15 protein-coding genes and 1 pseudogene are annotated in these 14,638 nt (G+C 59.1%); 12 read left to right on the top strand and 4 right to left on the bottom strand.

Annotation, left to right across the window (positions count from 1 at the left end):
- Window positions 1-34: 34 nt before the first annotated feature.
- From V8J82_RS15195 to V8J82_RS15240, 10 genes and pseudogenes are all read left to right on the top strand, one after another.
- Complete coding sequence (locus V8J82_RS15195; protein WP_339976242.1) at window positions 35-1,069, top strand: ABC transporter substrate-binding protein; 1,035 nt, start codon at window positions 35-37, stop codon at window positions 1,067-1,069.
- 4 nt (window positions 1,070-1,073) lie between these two features.
- The gene (locus V8J82_RS15200) at window positions 1,074-1,868 is read left to right on the top strand and encodes an ABC transporter ATP-binding protein (RefSeq protein WP_339976243.1); all 795 of its coding nucleotides are present in this window, start codon (window positions 1,074-1,076) and stop codon (window positions 1,866-1,868) included.
- Window positions 1,868-2,671 carry an ABC transporter permease gene (locus V8J82_RS15205; RefSeq protein ID WP_339976244.1) on the top strand — a complete coding sequence of 268 codons (804 nt, stop codon included), beginning with the start codon at window positions 1,868-1,870 and terminating at the stop codon, window positions 2,669-2,671. Before V8J82_RS15200 ends, V8J82_RS15205 begins: the two co-directional genes overlap by 1 nt.
- A 27-nt stretch (window positions 2,672-2,698) precedes the next feature.
- Entirely contained in the window at window positions 2,699-4,066 is a 1,368-nt protein-coding gene (locus V8J82_RS15210) for an FAD-dependent oxidoreductase (protein WP_339976245.1), read from the top strand.
- 18 nt (window positions 4,067-4,084) lie between these two features.
- Window positions 4,085-5,251: a CaiB/BaiF CoA transferase family protein gene (locus V8J82_RS15215; RefSeq protein ID WP_339976246.1), complete on the top strand. Its 1,167-nt coding sequence runs from the start codon at window positions 4,085-4,087 to the stop codon at window positions 5,249-5,251.
- A complete protein-coding gene (locus tag V8J82_RS15220; protein ID WP_339976247.1) occupies window positions 5,248-6,021 on the top strand; it encodes an enoyl-CoA hydratase-related protein in 774 nt (257 codons plus the stop codon). Before V8J82_RS15215 ends, V8J82_RS15220 begins: the two co-directional genes overlap by 4 nt.
- A 4-nt stretch (window positions 6,022-6,025) precedes the next feature.
- Entirely contained in the window at window positions 6,026-6,388 is a 363-nt protein-coding gene (locus tag V8J82_RS15225) for a ferredoxin family protein (RefSeq protein WP_339976248.1), read from the top strand.
- Window positions 6,376-7,239: a dihydrodipicolinate synthase family protein gene (locus V8J82_RS15230; RefSeq protein WP_339976249.1), complete on the top strand. Its 864-nt coding sequence runs from the start codon at window positions 6,376-6,378 to the stop codon at window positions 7,237-7,239. The genes V8J82_RS15225 and V8J82_RS15230 overlap by 13 nt, the downstream gene beginning before the upstream one ends.
- Window positions 7,240-7,254: 15 nt before the next feature.
- Window positions 7,255-8,690 (top strand): annotated as a pseudogene (locus V8J82_RS15235) (aldehyde dehydrogenase family protein).
- A 3-nt stretch (window positions 8,691-8,693) separates the two neighbouring features.
- A complete protein-coding gene (locus V8J82_RS15240) occupies window positions 8,694-9,155 on the top strand; it encodes a deoxycytidylate deaminase (protein WP_339976250.1) in 462 nt (153 codons plus the stop codon).
- A gap of 157 nt (window positions 9,156-9,312) precedes the next feature.
- On the opposite strand, the gene V8J82_RS15245 is transcribed toward V8J82_RS15240, so the two are convergent.
- Window positions 9,313-9,789, bottom strand: a complete 477-nt coding sequence (locus tag V8J82_RS15245) for an Lrp/AsnC family transcriptional regulator (protein WP_339976652.1) — start codon at window positions 9,787-9,789, stop codon at window positions 9,313-9,315.
- A 78-nt stretch (window positions 9,790-9,867) separates the two neighbouring features.
- Between V8J82_RS15245 and rocF the strand changes: the two genes are divergently transcribed.
- Window positions 9,868-10,794 (top strand): arginase, encoded by a 927-nt coding sequence (rocF, locus tag V8J82_RS15250; RefSeq protein ID WP_339976251.1) that lies wholly within the window; start codon window positions 9,868-9,870, stop codon window positions 10,792-10,794.
- Window positions 10,795-10,815: 21 nt separating this feature from the next.
- Window positions 10,816-11,898, top strand: a complete 1,083-nt coding sequence (gene ocd / locus V8J82_RS15255; RefSeq protein ID WP_339976252.1) for an ornithine cyclodeaminase — start codon at window positions 10,816-10,818, stop codon at window positions 11,896-11,898.
- 163 nt (window positions 11,899-12,061) lie between these two features.
- Here the strand turns inward: ocd and V8J82_RS15260 are convergent, their stop codons facing one another.
- The 3 genes from V8J82_RS15260 to V8J82_RS15270 form a co-directional block, all read right to left on the bottom strand.
- Window positions 12,062-12,400 carry an aldose epimerase family protein gene (locus V8J82_RS15260; protein ID WP_339976253.1) on the bottom strand — a complete coding sequence of 113 codons (339 nt, stop codon included), beginning with the start codon at window positions 12,398-12,400 and terminating at the stop codon, window positions 12,062-12,064.
- A 63-nt stretch (window positions 12,401-12,463) separates the two neighbouring features.
- Window positions 12,464-13,534 carry an ABC transporter ATP-binding protein gene (locus V8J82_RS15265; RefSeq protein ID WP_339976254.1) on the bottom strand — a complete coding sequence of 357 codons (1,071 nt, stop codon included), beginning with the start codon at window positions 13,532-13,534 and terminating at the stop codon, window positions 12,464-12,466.
- A 9-nt stretch (window positions 13,535-13,543) separates the two neighbouring features.
- The gene (locus V8J82_RS15270) at window positions 13,544-14,629 is read right to left on the bottom strand and encodes a hypothetical protein (protein ID WP_339976255.1); all 1,086 of its coding nucleotides are present in this window, start codon (window positions 14,627-14,629) and stop codon (window positions 13,544-13,546) included.
- Between the last annotated feature and the right edge of the window lie 9 nt (window positions 14,630-14,638).

Genomic DNA, 14,638 nt, shown 5'->3' on the forward strand with positions numbered 1-14,638 from the left:
CCCAAAAACCAAAAACTTCAGGGAGCCAGGAGAGATGACGAGAGACTTCAACCGACGGTCCTTTTTGCACAGCGGCGCGGCCATTGCCGGATTGGCCGCAACCGGCACGTTTCTGTCCGTTGCGCCATCACGCGCCGATGGACATGCCTTTACCATTCGGATGCAGCTTGGGTGGCTGGCGTCGAACGGCATCACCGGCGAGGTGATGGCCGACACGTTGGGCTATTTCGAAGAAGAAGGTCTGGCGCTTGAGATTGTCCCGGGCGGACCGAATGTGGATGGTGTGGCCTCGGTGGCCTCGGGGGCGAATAACTTCGGGTCCATTTCCTCGTCACCGTCGCTGATGCTGGCCCGCGCCGCAGGCCTGCCGATCAAATGCGTGGCGGCCGGCTATCAGCGCCATCCGTTCACGTATTTCTCGCTCGATAGCAACCCAGTGCGCACACCTCAGGATCTGATCGGCAAACGGGTGGCCACCCAGGGCACGGCGCGGATCCTTCTGCGGGCTTTGCTGGCCCATAACGGGATCTCGGAAGACGATGTCGAGGTGGCTGTGATGGGTGCGGATATGGCCGCATTGATGAACGGCCAGGTCGATGTGGTAACCGGCTGGTCCACCAATACGGGCGCGTTGGCCGTGTTGGGCGATCAACGGGTGGATCTGCCGCTTTGGGATGCGGGCATTCAGCTTTATGCCAACCCTTACTACACAACCGATGAGATGCTGGCCGAGCACGGCGACAAGATCACCGGCGCCATCCGCGCGATTGCACGCGGCTGGGGCGCGGCCTATGAGAATCCCGAGGCCGCGGTGGATGCATTGGTGGCGCGGTATCCAAACCTCGACCGCGACGCGGAGATGGCCGCCTCCCCCCTGGTTCTGGATTTTTCGTTCAACGACCGCACCGCAGAGGGCGGCTGGGGCACCATGACGCCCGACAATTGGCAGGCGCAGATTGATGTATACGCCGTGCTTGACCAATTCGATAGCGACGCACCGGCTTTGGACGATGTCATGACGCTTGATATCCTGGACGCCACGGCGGATGCGCGCCCGACCTTGGGCTAGTTCGATGGACGGGAGCCACATATCACCGACAGGAGGCAACGCCATCGCCGCCTGCCTGGCGGGTGCATCGGTGAAATTCGGTAGCTTCATCGCGCTGAGCGATATCTCGTTGCAGATCGGCGCGGGAGAATTCTGGACAATTCTTGGCCCGTCGGGCTGTGGTAAATCGACAATGCTGCGCCTGGTTTCCGACCTGGTGCCGCCTGCGAGCGGGTCGGTCGAGATCCTGGGCAAAACAACCGAAGCGGCGCGACTGGCGCGCGAATTCGCCTTCGTGTTCCAAGATGCCACGCTTCTGCCGTGGCGCAGTGCACTCAAGAACGTGGAATTGCCTTTGGAAATGGGGCGCAGCCGAGGGATCACGATCCCGCGCGGCGACCGTAGCCCGCGTGAATTGCTGGAACTCGTCGGCCTGAAGGGTCGCGAAGACGCCCTGCCGCACGAGCTATCGGGGGGAATGCGGCAGCGCGTGGCGATTGCGCGGGCTCTGGTGTGCCAACCGAAGCTGCTGCTGATGGATGAACCCTTCGGTGCGCTCGATGAAATGACGCGCGACAGGCTGAACATGCAGCTTTTGGAGATTTGGCGCGAGACCGGAATAACCTGTCTCTTCGTGACCCATTCGATCCCCGAAGCAGTGCTTTTGGGCCAGAAGGTGTTGATGCTCCGCGCCCATCCGGGCGGGGTGAAAGAGGTGGTCGAGATCGACCTGCCCGAGCCACGCCACGTGGAACTGCGCGAAACCCCGGACTTCAACCGCTATTCCGCCTATCTGCGGAAATCCCTGGAGGAATGCTGATGGCCGTGACGGAGAGCGTCGCCGATGTACCAGGGCCCAAACCGCGGGCACCGTCCCTGATTGGACGGCGGTTGGCCAGCGCCGCCTTACCCGTGGGCACAGCCATCGCATTGCTGCTGCTCTGGCAGATCGGCGTCCGGGTGTTTGAGGTCCCTACCTATATCGCGCCCGCGCCGACCGATGTGCTGGCCGTATTCGGCGAGCATTTCGACCTGCTCTTGCGCAACTTCTGGCCCACTTTCACCGTCAGCGTGGTGGGGTTTTTCGCCGGTAACCTTGCGGCGATCCTGATCGCAGTGACCTTCGTGCATTCGCGGCTGGCGGAACGGGCACTTTTCCCAATCGCGGTGTTCATCAACACGATCCCGATCTTGGCGATTGCGCCGATCCTGGTGCTGATCTTTGGGCCGGGGATGACATCGAAAGTGGTGATCGCCGGGCTGATCTGTTTCTTTCCGACACTCGTCAATATGGTGCGCGGCCTGCAATCGGTAAGCCCACAAACGCTGGAACTGGCGCGTATCCTGTCGGCCTCGAAATCCGAGATCTTCTGGAAGATGCGGCTACCCAGCGCGCTGCCGTTCCTGTTTTCGGCCCTGAAAATCGCGGCCACAACCTGTGTAATCGGCGCGATTGTCAGCGAATGGATCGGGGCGGATGTGGGCCTGGGCGCTTTGATTATCGACAGCACGTTCAACTTCCGCTCACCCATGCTGTACGCGACCGTCTTCATGTCGTCGGGCCTGTCGGTGCTTCTGTTTGCCCTGGTGACGATCACCGAAAAACTTGTGGTGCGCTGGTAGATCCGCGCGCGTTGGAGGAGATGAGATATGTCTGACCGTCAGACGACATTTGTGAAGGTCAAGGGCGCCGAACTGCCCGTTGTGGCTGACTGCGACATTGTGGTCGTAGGGGCCGGGCCCGCCGGGCAAGCCGCCGCTGTATCCGCCGCGCGCAACGGCGCCTCGGTAACGCTTCTGGAACGCTACCACCATCTCGGCGGCATGGCATCGGGCGGGATGGTTCTGGTGCTCGACGACATGGTCAACGAGGGCAACGAGGTGGTCACCACCGGGATCGTGGACGAATTTGTCGACCGACTGACCCAACAGGATGCAGCGGTGTTCCCGCCCCCCCAGGATTGCCTGACCAATTGGGAGATGTGGCAGAAATGGTCGCGCTGGGGCTGCATCGATTTCCACAAGACAGGCATGCCGCAGCCGATCATCCACGCCGTGGCCTTCGACCCCGATGCCTGGAAACGGGTCGCGCTGGACATGGTGGTGGAGGCCAAGGTCAACCTGCGCACCCATAGCTGGTTCGCGGACGTGTTGATGGAGCAAGGGCGCATTGCTGGTGTGATCGCGCAAACCAAACAGGGCCGTCAGGTCATCCGGGCGAAATATGTGGTGGATGCCACCGGCGATCTGGATGTGGGTGCCGCGGCGGGGGCAGAATACATCGACGGACAATTCATTGTCACCACTGTGTTCCGCCTGGCCAATGTGGATACCGAAAAGGCCATCGCATTCGAATTCGCCAATCCCGAGGAATACAAAAAACTCGACCGCGAGGCGCGGCGCCGCATCGGCGGAGCCTGGGGCATGTGGTGGCTAAAGACGCCGATTGATGGGGTGATCTGGTGCAATTGCCCGCATATGCCAGGTTATGACGGCATCTCGGTTGCGGACATGGTCGCTGCAGAAATCGAGGGCCGCGAGCGGATGATGAACCTTTACCGCTTCGTCAAAGAGACGATGCCGGGCTTTGAAAACTGTCAGATGCTGGGCGCCGCAGAACAGATGGGGATCCGCCAGACTCGATTGTTGCGGGGCGAATACGTGGTCAACAAAGACGATGTGAAATCGCGCCGCTATTTCCAGGACACGATCTGCCGGGGTCGTGACTATTACACACCCTACCGGGCCCTGCTGCCCAAAGGGATCGACAATCTGATTGTCGCCGGCCGGCATTATTCGGTCGAGAGCGATGCTCAGAAGCTCAGCCGCGAGATCCCCCCTTGCATGGCCCAGGGCGAGGCCGCCGGTGTTGCGGCCACGCTGGCGCTGTCAGGCGACGTTGCCCTGCGCGATGTGGATTACCGGGCCATCCAGAAACAAATGCGCGCCCAAGGCGCCGATCCCGGCGACGTGTCGTCGTCCAATGCCTTGATCGAAGATCCGGTCGCGGCGGAATAAACCACAGAGGCAAATCCGATGTCAGACAATGTCATGCCACTCAGTGGCGTCCGCGTGATCGACTTCACCCAAGTGATGCTAGGCCCTTGCTGTACCCAGATGCTGGGGGATTTCGGCGCCGATGTGATCAAGATCGAGCGGCCGGGCGCGGGGGATCTGAGCCGATCCTTTTATGGCGACCTCAGCGAAGCGGCGATGAACAACGCGGTCTTTGCATCCCTTAATCGCAACAAACGCTCGGTCGCGCTGGATACGAAATCCGGTAAAGGGCGCCAGGCGGTGCTGGATCTTGTGAGGACCGCGGACGTGGTGGTCGACAATTTCCGGGCCGGTGTGATGGACCGGCTGGGCTTTGGTTATGACGCCCTGTCGCGGATCAACCCGCAGATCATCTGCGCCAGCGGCACCGGGTTCGGGCCGACGGGGCCTTATGCCCATAAGGGTGGGCAGGATGTGTTGGCCCAAGCGATGACCGGCGTCATGGAAAAGACCCAGGATCCGTCGATCCCCAAAAGCATCTACCCCACGACCCTGTGCGACTACTCCGCGGGAATGCATCTGGTGCAAGGGATTCTTGCGGCGCTTTTGATGCGCGAGAAAACCGGCAAAGGGCAGAAGGTGGGGGTATCACTCTACGACAGCATGATCGCGATGCAGATGCAGGAAGCAGCGCAATGGTCGAAGCATCGGGAGGTGCTGAACTGGGCCGCGATGCCGCTGACCGGCGTGTTCAACACGACCGACGGCGCGATTGTGATCGTCGGTGCGTTCAAGCCCAATCCGCTGCAGGATATTTGCACGGCGCTGGAGATCGAGGATCTATCGGCGGCCTACCCCACATTGGCTGACCAACGGGCCAACAAACCGTTCCTGCAGCAGACTTTCAGAGCGGCGATTGCCGCGAACAGCTCGGCCTATTGGCTGGAGCGGCTGGAGGCGGTGGATCTGCTTTGCGCGCCGGTCCGGTCCCTCGGGGAAGCGTTGGATGATGAACAGACGGCCGTAAACGGAATGCTTTGCCCCATCGCGCATCCCGTGCTGGGCGATATCACTCTGGTGGGCAGTCCCGTACATCTCAGCGACGCGCCGCTCGCGGTGCGCCACCTCCCTCCGCGTTTGGGCGAACATACCGATGCGGTGTTGCAGAACGTGGCGCAGATGCTGAAGGCGGAGGCCGCGGAATGAGCATACGGTTTGAGGTGGCAGATCATGTGGCATGGGTGACAATCGACCGCCCCAACCGCATGAACGCCATCGATAGCGCCACGCATGTCCGCCTGGCCGAGATCTGGGACGTGGTAGAGGCCGACCCTGCGATCCGCTGCGCGGCGCTGACCGGCGCGGGGGAAAAGGCGTTCTGCGCAGGCGCCGACCTGAAGGACGATACCGGCCTTTCGGGTTCAGACTATTGGCAAGGGCTGAGCGATGCGGGCTACCGGGGCATTTCGCTGCGCAGGATGACCAAACCCGTGATCGCGCGGGTCAACGGCCTGGCCCTGGGCGGCGGTTTCGAAATGGTGATGGGCTGCGACATCGTGATCGCCGCGGATCATGCACGCTTTGCTTTGCCCGAAGCCAAGGTGGGCCGCGTGCCGCTGGACGGTGGTATGGTGATGCTGCCGCGCCTGGTACCGCGCAATGTGGCGATGGGGATGATGATGACCGGACGCATGGTGGATGCCGCCGAGATGGCTCGGCATGGCTTGGTCAACGCGGTGGTGCCGATGGCCGATCTGGATGCCGAGATTGATCGCTGGATCACCGATCTGATGGCCGCCGCACCACTGAGCCTTCAGGCGATCAAGACGGTGGTGCGCAGTACAGGCCACCTGGCGCCTCACGCAGCCTATGAGGCGGACGCCCCGGCGCTGGTTACGGCGTTGACGTCTCAAGATGCCGAAGAAGGCGTTCAGGCGTTCCGCGAAAAGCGCGCACCCGTCTGGACGGGGACGTGACAACATGGCGTTGGTGATTCTGAGTGCCTGTGTCGATGTGAAGGACGGCATTTGCACAACCTCCTGCCCCGTTGATTGCATCTACGAGGGCGAACGGATGTTCTACATCCATCCGACCGAGTGCATCGAATGCGGCATGTGCGAGTCGATCTGCCCGGTCGACGCGATCCGCTATGACGATGAGGTGCCCGCGGCAGAGGTGCCCTTTGCTGAGATGAACATCTCCGTGTTTCGCGACGCCGACGGGGACATCCAAGAGCCCGGCGGTTGGTACAAGGGTATGGCGCCAGTACATGACGCACCCGACCTGGCCATGCGCCGACCGGTGCGGAAAAAGGCGAAGGATGAAGCCGAATGCAAGGTGTGATCGCAGCGGTGCCCACGCCGGTGAATACGGGCGGCATGCCGATCCGCGCGCTGTTCGAAGAGCATTGCGACTGGGCGCTGACCCATGGCTGCGATGGGCTCAATATCCTGGGCTCAACCGGAGAGGCCAATTCCCTGGACAGCGGCGCGCGGCGCGAGGTGATGAAATGGGCGGCGGCGTCCTGCCCGCGCGAGCGCTTGATGGTCGGGACAGGCACCCCCGCCCTAGCCGAAACCATCGCCCTGACCGAAGCAGCGGATGATCTGGGCTATAGCGTGGCACTGGTGCTGCCCCCCTATTACTACGCACCCATCAGTGATGCAGGGCTGGTCGCATGGTACATGGCCTTGAACGCGGGTTTGGGTGCGCGGTCGATCCAGATCTTCTTTTATAATTTCCCACAAATGACAGGCCTGACGATCCCGGTTTCGGTGATTGCAGATCTGGCCAAGGCAGCGCCGGGGCGTTTCACAGGCATAAAGGACAGTTCGGGCGATCTTGATTATTGCCGCAGGATCGTCAGATTGGGGATGGGGTTGCATGTTTTCCCAAGCTCAGAAACCGTGCTGCCGCATGCCAAGGCCGACGGTTTCGCCGGGTGCATCTCAGCCAGCGTGAACATCACCGCACCGCTCTGCGCGAAGGTTTGGGCCGGGCCTACCGCAGCCTCTGTGCCTGAAGAGATCGCGCGCCAACGGGCGGCGCTGGCTGGAGCCAATCTGATCCCCGGGGTCAAGCACATGGTGGCACACCGCACTGGCGATGAGGCTTGGCGCCGGACCTTGCCACCGTTTCTGCCTCTGCCCGCGGCGACTGCGGATGCATTGGAGCAGGCCATGTCGGCCCACTAAAATCGTAGGAAGAGCATGACACATCATATGTCCCTGATTGATGGGAAATGGGTCGATTTCGGCAATTACCAACCCGACATCAACCCGGCCAATACAGATGATATCGTTGGAGAATTCTCCTACGGAGGTGCCGATGCGGTGGCCGAAGCCGTCGCCGCGGCCAAGCGCGCACAGCCCGGATGGGCGGCGGCCACCCCACAGACCCGCCACGACGTGTTGGCCCATGTCGGCAGCAAGCTGGGTGCCCATGCCGAAGAATATGGCCGGATCCTGGCCCGCGAAGAAGGCAAAACCCTGCCTGAGGCGATGGGAGAGGTCGGCCGCGCCAGCCAGGTATTCAAATTTTTTGCCGGAGAAGCGCTGCGCTTGGGTGGGCAATTCCATCCCTCTGTCAGGCCCGATATCGATATCGAAATCACCCGAGAACCTGTTGGCGTTGTCGGCCTGATCACACCGTGGAACTTCCCCATTGCGATCCCGGCTTGGAAAACGGCACCTGCGCTTGCCTTTGGCAATTCCGTGGTGCTGAAGCCCGCCGAACTGACTCCGGCCTGCGCCCACATCATCGCCGAGGCCCTGCAGGATGCCAAATGCCCTCCGGGTGTGTTCAACCTGCTCTTCGGGCGCGGCTCGGTGGTGGGCGAAGCCCTGGTCACCCATCCCGATGTGGCAGCTTTGTCATTCACCGGTTCGGTAGCGGTCGGCAATCGCCTGGCCGAAACCTGCGGGCGCTTGCGCAAGAAAATTCAGCTGGAGATGGGCGGGAAGAACCCGATGGTGGTTCTGGACGATGCCGACCTGGATGTGGCGGTAAGCGCCTGTCTGAACGGCTCGTTTTTCTCCACCGGGCAACGGTGCACGGCCTCCTCACGCCTGATCGTGCAATCGGGTATCTACGATGCGTTTGTCGAACGATTGACAGACGCGATGATGGATCTGACGGTGGGCGACCCATTGGATACCGCAACGCATATCGGGCCAGTGGTCGATGAGCGGCAGCTGCGATCCAATCTGGATTATGTGCAGATCGCCAAATCCGAAGCCGCCGAGGTGATCGGCGGAGAGCGGTTGGAGCGGTCCAAGCCGGGATTCTACCAGGCCCCTGCCCTGTTTCTGGGCACGACAAATGACATGCGGATCAATCGCGAAGAAATCTTCGGTCCGACAGCCTCGGTCATTGAGGTGAGCGATTTTGACGAGGCTGTTGCGATCGCGAACGACACGAGTTTGGATTGTCATCGGGTATCTGCACAACCAGCCTGAAAGCCGCGCGCAATTATCGGCGCCAGGCTGAGGCAGGTATGGTGATGGTCAATCTGCCAACCGCAGGGGTCGATTATCACGTGGCCTTTGGCGGTCGCAAAGGCTCGAGCTTTGGCCCCCGCGAACAGGGGAGCTTTGCCGCCGAGTTCTATACGACAGTTAAGACATCCTATATCTTTTCCGGCTAACGCATGGCTGAGGACCACATCTGGACCAAGCGCTTTGTAGATCTCTGCGCACATATTGCGTCCTGGTCGGAAGATCATGATCGCCACGTCGGCTGCGTTATCGTCGGGCCGGATGGTCACGAGCTGCGCGCGACTGGCTACAATGGTTTGCCACGTGGTGTCTCCGACCACGATCAAAGGCGATTTGAACGGGCAAGTGGCGAGAAATTCTTCTGGGGCGAACACGCCGAACGCAATGCGATCTACAATGCTGCTCGTGTTGGTGTGCCACTTCAAGGCTGCATACTCTACGTGAACCGGTTTCCCTGCGCGGATTGCGCACGCGCGATCATCCAATGCGGCATTGTGCGTGTCGTGTGCCCTCTCATCCCGGAAAACGACGGCGCCTTGGACTACAGCTTTCAGGTTGCACGCCAGATGATGGAGGAAGCGGGTGTGAGACTAGAGCTTTCGGCGCTCGAATGAACCAACAGACCGCAACAGGGCGTATTGGAGCGATTTGATGAAGCTATCTTGGGCAAAACGGATAGCTGCCTGCCGCCGGTTTCATGGGAGGCATCCCAGGCGCAGACATTCATTTTGAACTTAGGTATCTGACCGCCCGATCATGCCTGGATCGGATCTATGCCACATCCAGCAAAATGTTGGTTTGCGAGTTCAAGATACCCGGTATCTCACGGATTTCACGCAGCAATTGGTCAAACTCTGACAAGCTGGTGGCTTCGATTTGCGCAATCAGATCCCATGCACCGTTGGTGCTATGAACGCTAACTACGCCAGACAGCGCCCGAAGCGCTGACACCAGTGAACGCGTCATATGTCCCTGAACTTCGATCAGCGTTACGGCTCTCACAATCTCCACGCCAGCCCCGGGATCGACTTCGATGGTAAACCGCTGGATCACGCCCGACGTCACCAGTTTGCTCAGGCCCGCCTGAACCGTCGCGCGCGAGACGTCCAGCTGTTGTGCCAAAGCGGTCACCGAGGCCCGCGCATTTCGGGTCAGCGCAAGGAGAAGTCTCCGTTCAGTGGATGATAGATGGTGCAATTGATCACTTTGATTAAGGATATATGCATTATGTAAGACTATTATTATCATAATGATCAATTTGCCAACTATCTAATAACCGACATGCCTTGAATACTGCCTGAAACGTTACCGATCAGGAGTATTCAAATGCGCCATTGTGTTTTGATCGGTGCGCCGATTGATCAAGGCGCCAGCCGCGCGGGGTGTCTGATGGGGCCGGATGCCATTCGGACAGCAGGATTGCAGCCCGCGCTCGAAGAGCTTGGGGTCGAGGTCACTGATCTTGGGAATCTGACGCCAAGGCCAATCTCTGTTGGCAGTCCGTCAAACCCCTGTGTTCATGATCTGGAGGACGTGGTCGGTTGGGCGCTGTCTTTGAAGGATGTTGCGTATGAGGTCGCCTTGTCAGGTCGGATGCCAATCTTTCTCGGCGGTGATCATAGCCTTTCAATCGGATCCGTGGCGGGCATGGCCCGGTTTGCAGCCGAACGTCAGACCCAACAGTTTATCCTTTGGTTGGATGCTCACCCGGACATGCACACGCTTGAAACGACCAAGAGTGGCAACCTGCATGGCACTCCGGTCGCCTACTTTACCGGCCGGACAGGCTTCGATGGGTATTACCCCAGACTGGAACATGCCATTGATCCGGCCAATGTCTGCATGATGGGCATCCGCTCGGTCGATCCTGCCGAGAAGGTCCTTATCGCGCAAACTGCAATGGAAGTTCATGACATGCGCGCCATCGACGAAAACGGCGTCGCCAAACCGCTCAGATCATTTTTGAACCGTGTAAAAGCTGAACGCGGACAGTTGCATGTCAGCCTCGACGTGGATTTCCTTGAGCCCGGCATTGCGCCTGCGGTTGGGACGACCGTTCCAGGCGGGGCAACCTTTCGCGAAGCCCACTTGATCCTTGAAATGCTGTGTGACAGCGGCCTTGTAACGTCATTGGATCTGGTCGAATTGAACCCTTTTCTGGATGAGCGCGGCCGCACCGCCAACCTCTTGGTCGATCTTTGTGCCAGTCTTATGGGGCGCACCGTCCTTGATCGCCCCACCCAGAGTCTCTGATCCCGAAACGAGTCTATTGCAATGATCACCACCGACACTTCCAAACCATCTGCACTGGCCATGGTCCCCTTTGTCAGCGTCGAGAACATGATGAAGATCGTTCACGCTATTGGTGCCCCGCGTATGATGGCAGACATTGCGTCCTATATCGAAGAGGATTTTAAGCGCTGGGAATTGTTCGACAAAACACCCCGCGTGGCGACCCATTCCAAGGAAGGCGTTATTGAGCTGATGCCAACAAGTGACGGCGAAACCTACGGCTTCAAATACGTCAATGGACACCCCAGTAACATGGCACGCGGTTTTCAGACTGTGACCGCATTTGGCGTTCTGGCGCGGGTCGACAATGGCTATCCCGCGCTTCTGTCGGAAATGACCGTCCTGACGGCACTGCGCACTGCGGCAACCTCCGCCATTGTGGCCAAACAGCTTGCGCCCGAAAAATCGAGTGTCATGGCGATGATCGGCAATGGCGCGCAATGCGAATTCCAGGCGCTTGCCTTCAAGGAGATTGTTGGGATCGACACGGTCCACCTTTACGATGTCGACCCCGCCGCCACTGAAAAGGCCGCGCGCAACTTGGGCAGTAGCGGCTTGACTGTAGTGCCTTGCACATCTGCCGAAGCCGCCGTGGCGGGGGCGCAGATCATCACGACGTGCACCGCCGACAAGCAATTTGCCACGATCCTAACCGACAACATGGTTGGCGCCGGTGTTCATATTAACGCAATCGGCGGCGACTGCCCCGGCAAGACCGAGTTGCACCGCGACATCCTGATGCGCTCGGACATTTTCGTGGAATACCCGCCACAAACCCGGGTCGAGGGTGAGATTCAACAACTTGATGATGATCATCCAGTGACGCAGATCTGGCAGGTTTTCACCGGAGCGCATCCTGGGCGCACATCCGAAAAGCAGATCACCTTGTTCGATAGCGTCGGGTTTGCCACCGAAGATTTTTCGGCACTGCGATACATTCATGACCAACTTCCCAAAGTCGGTCACTTTATTGAGCTTGATCTTCTTGCGGATCCAAACGATCCGCGCGATCTCTTTGGCATGGTGCAACGCGCTTCTCCCAGTCAGCTAGAGACCGAGATCTGACCACAAGAAGACTTCCGATTTCATTGCCAGCAGCGCGAAGCCATCCATTGTGCAAGCCACCGCGCGGATGACGTTCAATGCGGGTCGGCGCCAGATCCAAATCGATACTAATGCAGTGTGGCATCGGGCCCTGCCGAAGGGTTGCGGCGTGCTTGAGGGCGCCCTACGGCATCTTATGAAGGCAGCATGTGTTGTTGAACGGTCCCTCGGGCAAACGAGTAGCCTTGCGAAAGTCAAAACGGCTCCCGGCGACATCTGCGAGCTGACCGGTGGGAATAAGTGCCGCTTCGCTTGGCAAATTGCGATCCGCAAATATCTGCAGCCGATGATCCGATATGCTCTGCACTCCCGAGAGGTTGGTGTATGGAGGATGGCAGAGGTTCAGGATCGTGTCCGCATCGCTTTGGGCGGTCAGGTTCAAACGCAACGCCTCACCGTCGACCTCATAGGTTGCGCGCAGGAAATGTTGCCCGGATGCATATTCCGAGCATATTCGCCCCAAACTCGGCGATACGCGCCGTCAAACGACCACTTGTGATCTCATGCAGCCGTCTATCCGACACCACTACTTCATCCGAAATCCCGTGGCGTGGTCGAAGTAATGAAGGTGCCTTGCGTCGACGGACAATGGCATCTTGTCGCCTGCCGAGAACGTCCTTCGGGTACGGTCAAGGACGATCAGGGCTGACCCGCCCGTATCTGTGGTCAATGTGGTTTCGGACCCCGTCGGCTCCGACACACGGACGATGCCATCACCGAGCCCAATCTCTCCCAGGCCAAGCGTCAGATCTTCCGGACGGATGCCCAACACAATGCTTTGATCAGTTGTCACGTCGGGGGCAGATTCGGCCAAATCGATCACCAAGCCAGCATTGCTTGTGAACGTGCCATCCGGTGCCAAGGCGCCTTCGATCAAATTCATGCCAGGCGAGCCGATGAAACCCGCCACGAAAAGCGTCTGCGGCCTTTCATATAGATCCATCGGCGCGCCAATCTGCTCGATATTCCCGCCATTCATGACCACGATACGGTCGGCCATTGTCATCGCCTCCACCTGATCATGGGTCACGTAGACAGTGGTGGTCTTAAGGCGCTGGTGTAACTCCTTGATTTCGGATCGCATCTGAACGCGGAGCTTGGCATCCAGGTTCGACAGAGGTTCATCAAATAGGAAGAGTTTCGGATTGCGTACAATCGCGCGCCCCATGGCGACGCGCTGACGCTGACCGCCAGAGAGTTGCGCGGGTTTACGATCCAGCAAAGGTTCCAACGCCAAGACCTTCGCTGCCTCATCCACCTTAGCTTTGATCTCAGCCGCACCGGCGCCAGACATCTGAAGCGAAAAGGCCATGTTCTTGCGGACGGTCTTATGGGGATACAGAGCGTAGGATTGGAACACCATCGCGATGTCACGTCGCCGCGGAGGGAGCTTGTTGATGATGATATCATCAAGGGCCACTTCACCAGATGTGATCTCTTCCAGCCCTGCGATCATCCGCAGAAGCGTGGATTTGCCACAGCCAGAAGGGCCAACAAGTATCACGAACTCACCATCCGCGATATCGAGCGACACGCCGTGGACAACCTCCAATGCGCCATAGGATTTACGGACGTCTTTGATGGTCAATGTTGACATGTCGTCTTCCTAAAGAGAGCGTTTTCGGGCGCCGGTCACCTCGGCCACGGCATCGAAGAAGGCGCGTTTGTTGGGGGTATTGATGCTCCAATTCACGGGAACCGATTGATAGCCGTCGCGATAATTGTTCTCCCCCTGGTCGTAGTAACCCCAAGGGGCATAAACCTCGACGCCCGCAAAAAGATTTGTCACGCAAACACTGTCTTCGTTGATGACGACGGGCATTGGCGCGGCCTGAAAAGCGCGCCTGGCACGGGTTCGGTTCACGACCTCCCGTGTGTTGGCCATGCTCATCTCGTTTGTATGAACCAATGCGAAGTCCGAGATCTCCAGCACCTCATCCGTAGGAATGCCTTTGTCGAGCGCTGAAAGGTCGCTCATGTCGCGACGACCGTCCTTCCACAACCCCATGTGATATGCGCCGCCCGCAAAGGAGGTCGCGACAGGAATGGATCGCTCAGCGGTCATGCGGGACTTGGCCAGAGCAATCAGCTCATGAACGCGGTTGGGGCCAAGGATCGCGTGAGAATAATGGGGAATGTCGCATTCATTGTTGATTTCGATCAGCAGGTTTTCAAATCCACTTTCGAGCAGCCAGTTTGTAGCATTCACCACGCCCCGCATGACGGCTTTTTCATCCGTCAGATATTTATCCTGCCCAAAATAATAGTAGCCCACGATAACCACGATCCCGGCCTCATCTGCGGCGCGCAAAAGACGGGCGAGCCGGTCGATATAGGCCGGTTTCAATCGCCCCTCGGGATCAATCGCGGTGTTGAGCCAAGGCTGCACCGTCTCGGTCTTGGTGATCGGCATCCCGCCTTGCAGATTGATCGTAACCGCGTCGCAGCCATGGGCCTTCCAATCCGGCAGTGCGGCGCAGAACTCACCCAGATTGCGCTCCGGGTCCCAGATGCCGGTGTCAGGATACGCCCATTGACCGACAGTATCGGGGTTTTCATCATCGAACAGCGCCTGAACGACGCGATTGTTGAACAGCAATCCTTCTATAAGATATCCTTTGTAACGACGCCCCACATGGGTGGGCACGCCGTCGATCAAGAACTTTTCACCCTCGATTGAAACACGGGTCATATCGACAAA

Origin of the sequence: Gymnodinialimonas mytili, assembly GCF_037544085.1 — a bacterium.
GTDB classification, from domain to species: domain Bacteria; phylum Pseudomonadota; class Alphaproteobacteria; order Rhodobacterales; family Rhodobacteraceae; genus Gymnodinialimonas; species Gymnodinialimonas mytili.

Bases quoted from the DNA above. Each gene is read 5' to 3' on its own strand.
- V8J82_RS15195 (WP_339976242.1), top strand. From the start codon at position 35: ATGACGAGAGACTTCAACCGACGGTCCTTTTTGCACAGCGGCGCGGCC.
- V8J82_RS15200 (WP_339976243.1), top strand. From the start codon at position 1,074: ATGGACGGGAGCCACATATCACCGACAGGAGGCAACGCCATCGCCGCC.
- V8J82_RS15205 (WP_339976244.1), top strand. From the start codon at position 1,868: ATGGCCGTGACGGAGAGCGTCGCCGATGTACCAGGGCCCAAACCGCGG.
- V8J82_RS15210 (WP_339976245.1), top strand. From the start codon at position 2,699: ATGTCTGACCGTCAGACGACATTTGTGAAGGTCAAGGGCGCCGAACTG.
- V8J82_RS15215 (WP_339976246.1), top strand. From the start codon at position 4,085: ATGTCAGACAATGTCATGCCACTCAGTGGCGTCCGCGTGATCGACTTC.
- V8J82_RS15220 (WP_339976247.1), top strand. From the start codon at position 5,248: ATGAGCATACGGTTTGAGGTGGCAGATCATGTGGCATGGGTGACAATC.
- V8J82_RS15225 (WP_339976248.1), top strand. From the start codon at position 6,026: ATGGCGTTGGTGATTCTGAGTGCCTGTGTCGATGTGAAGGACGGCATT.
- V8J82_RS15230 (WP_339976249.1), top strand. From the start codon at position 6,376: ATGCAAGGTGTGATCGCAGCGGTGCCCACGCCGGTGAATACGGGCGGC.
- V8J82_RS15240 (WP_339976250.1), top strand. From the start codon at position 8,694: ATGGCTGAGGACCACATCTGGACCAAGCGCTTTGTAGATCTCTGCGCA.
- V8J82_RS15245 (WP_339976652.1), bottom strand. From the start codon at position 9,789: ATGATAATAATAGTCTTACATAATGCATATATCCTTAATCAAAGTGAT.
- rocF (WP_339976251.1), top strand. From the start codon at position 9,868: ATGCGCCATTGTGTTTTGATCGGTGCGCCGATTGATCAAGGCGCCAGC.
- ocd (WP_339976252.1), top strand. From the start codon at position 10,816: ATGATCACCACCGACACTTCCAAACCATCTGCACTGGCCATGGTCCCC.
- V8J82_RS15265 (WP_339976254.1), bottom strand. From the start codon at position 13,534: ATGTCAACATTGACCATCAAAGACGTCCGTAAATCCTATGGCGCATTG.
- V8J82_RS15270 (WP_339976255.1), bottom strand. From the start codon at position 14,629: ATGACCCGTGTTTCAATCGAGGGTGAAAAGTTCTTGATCGACGGCGTG.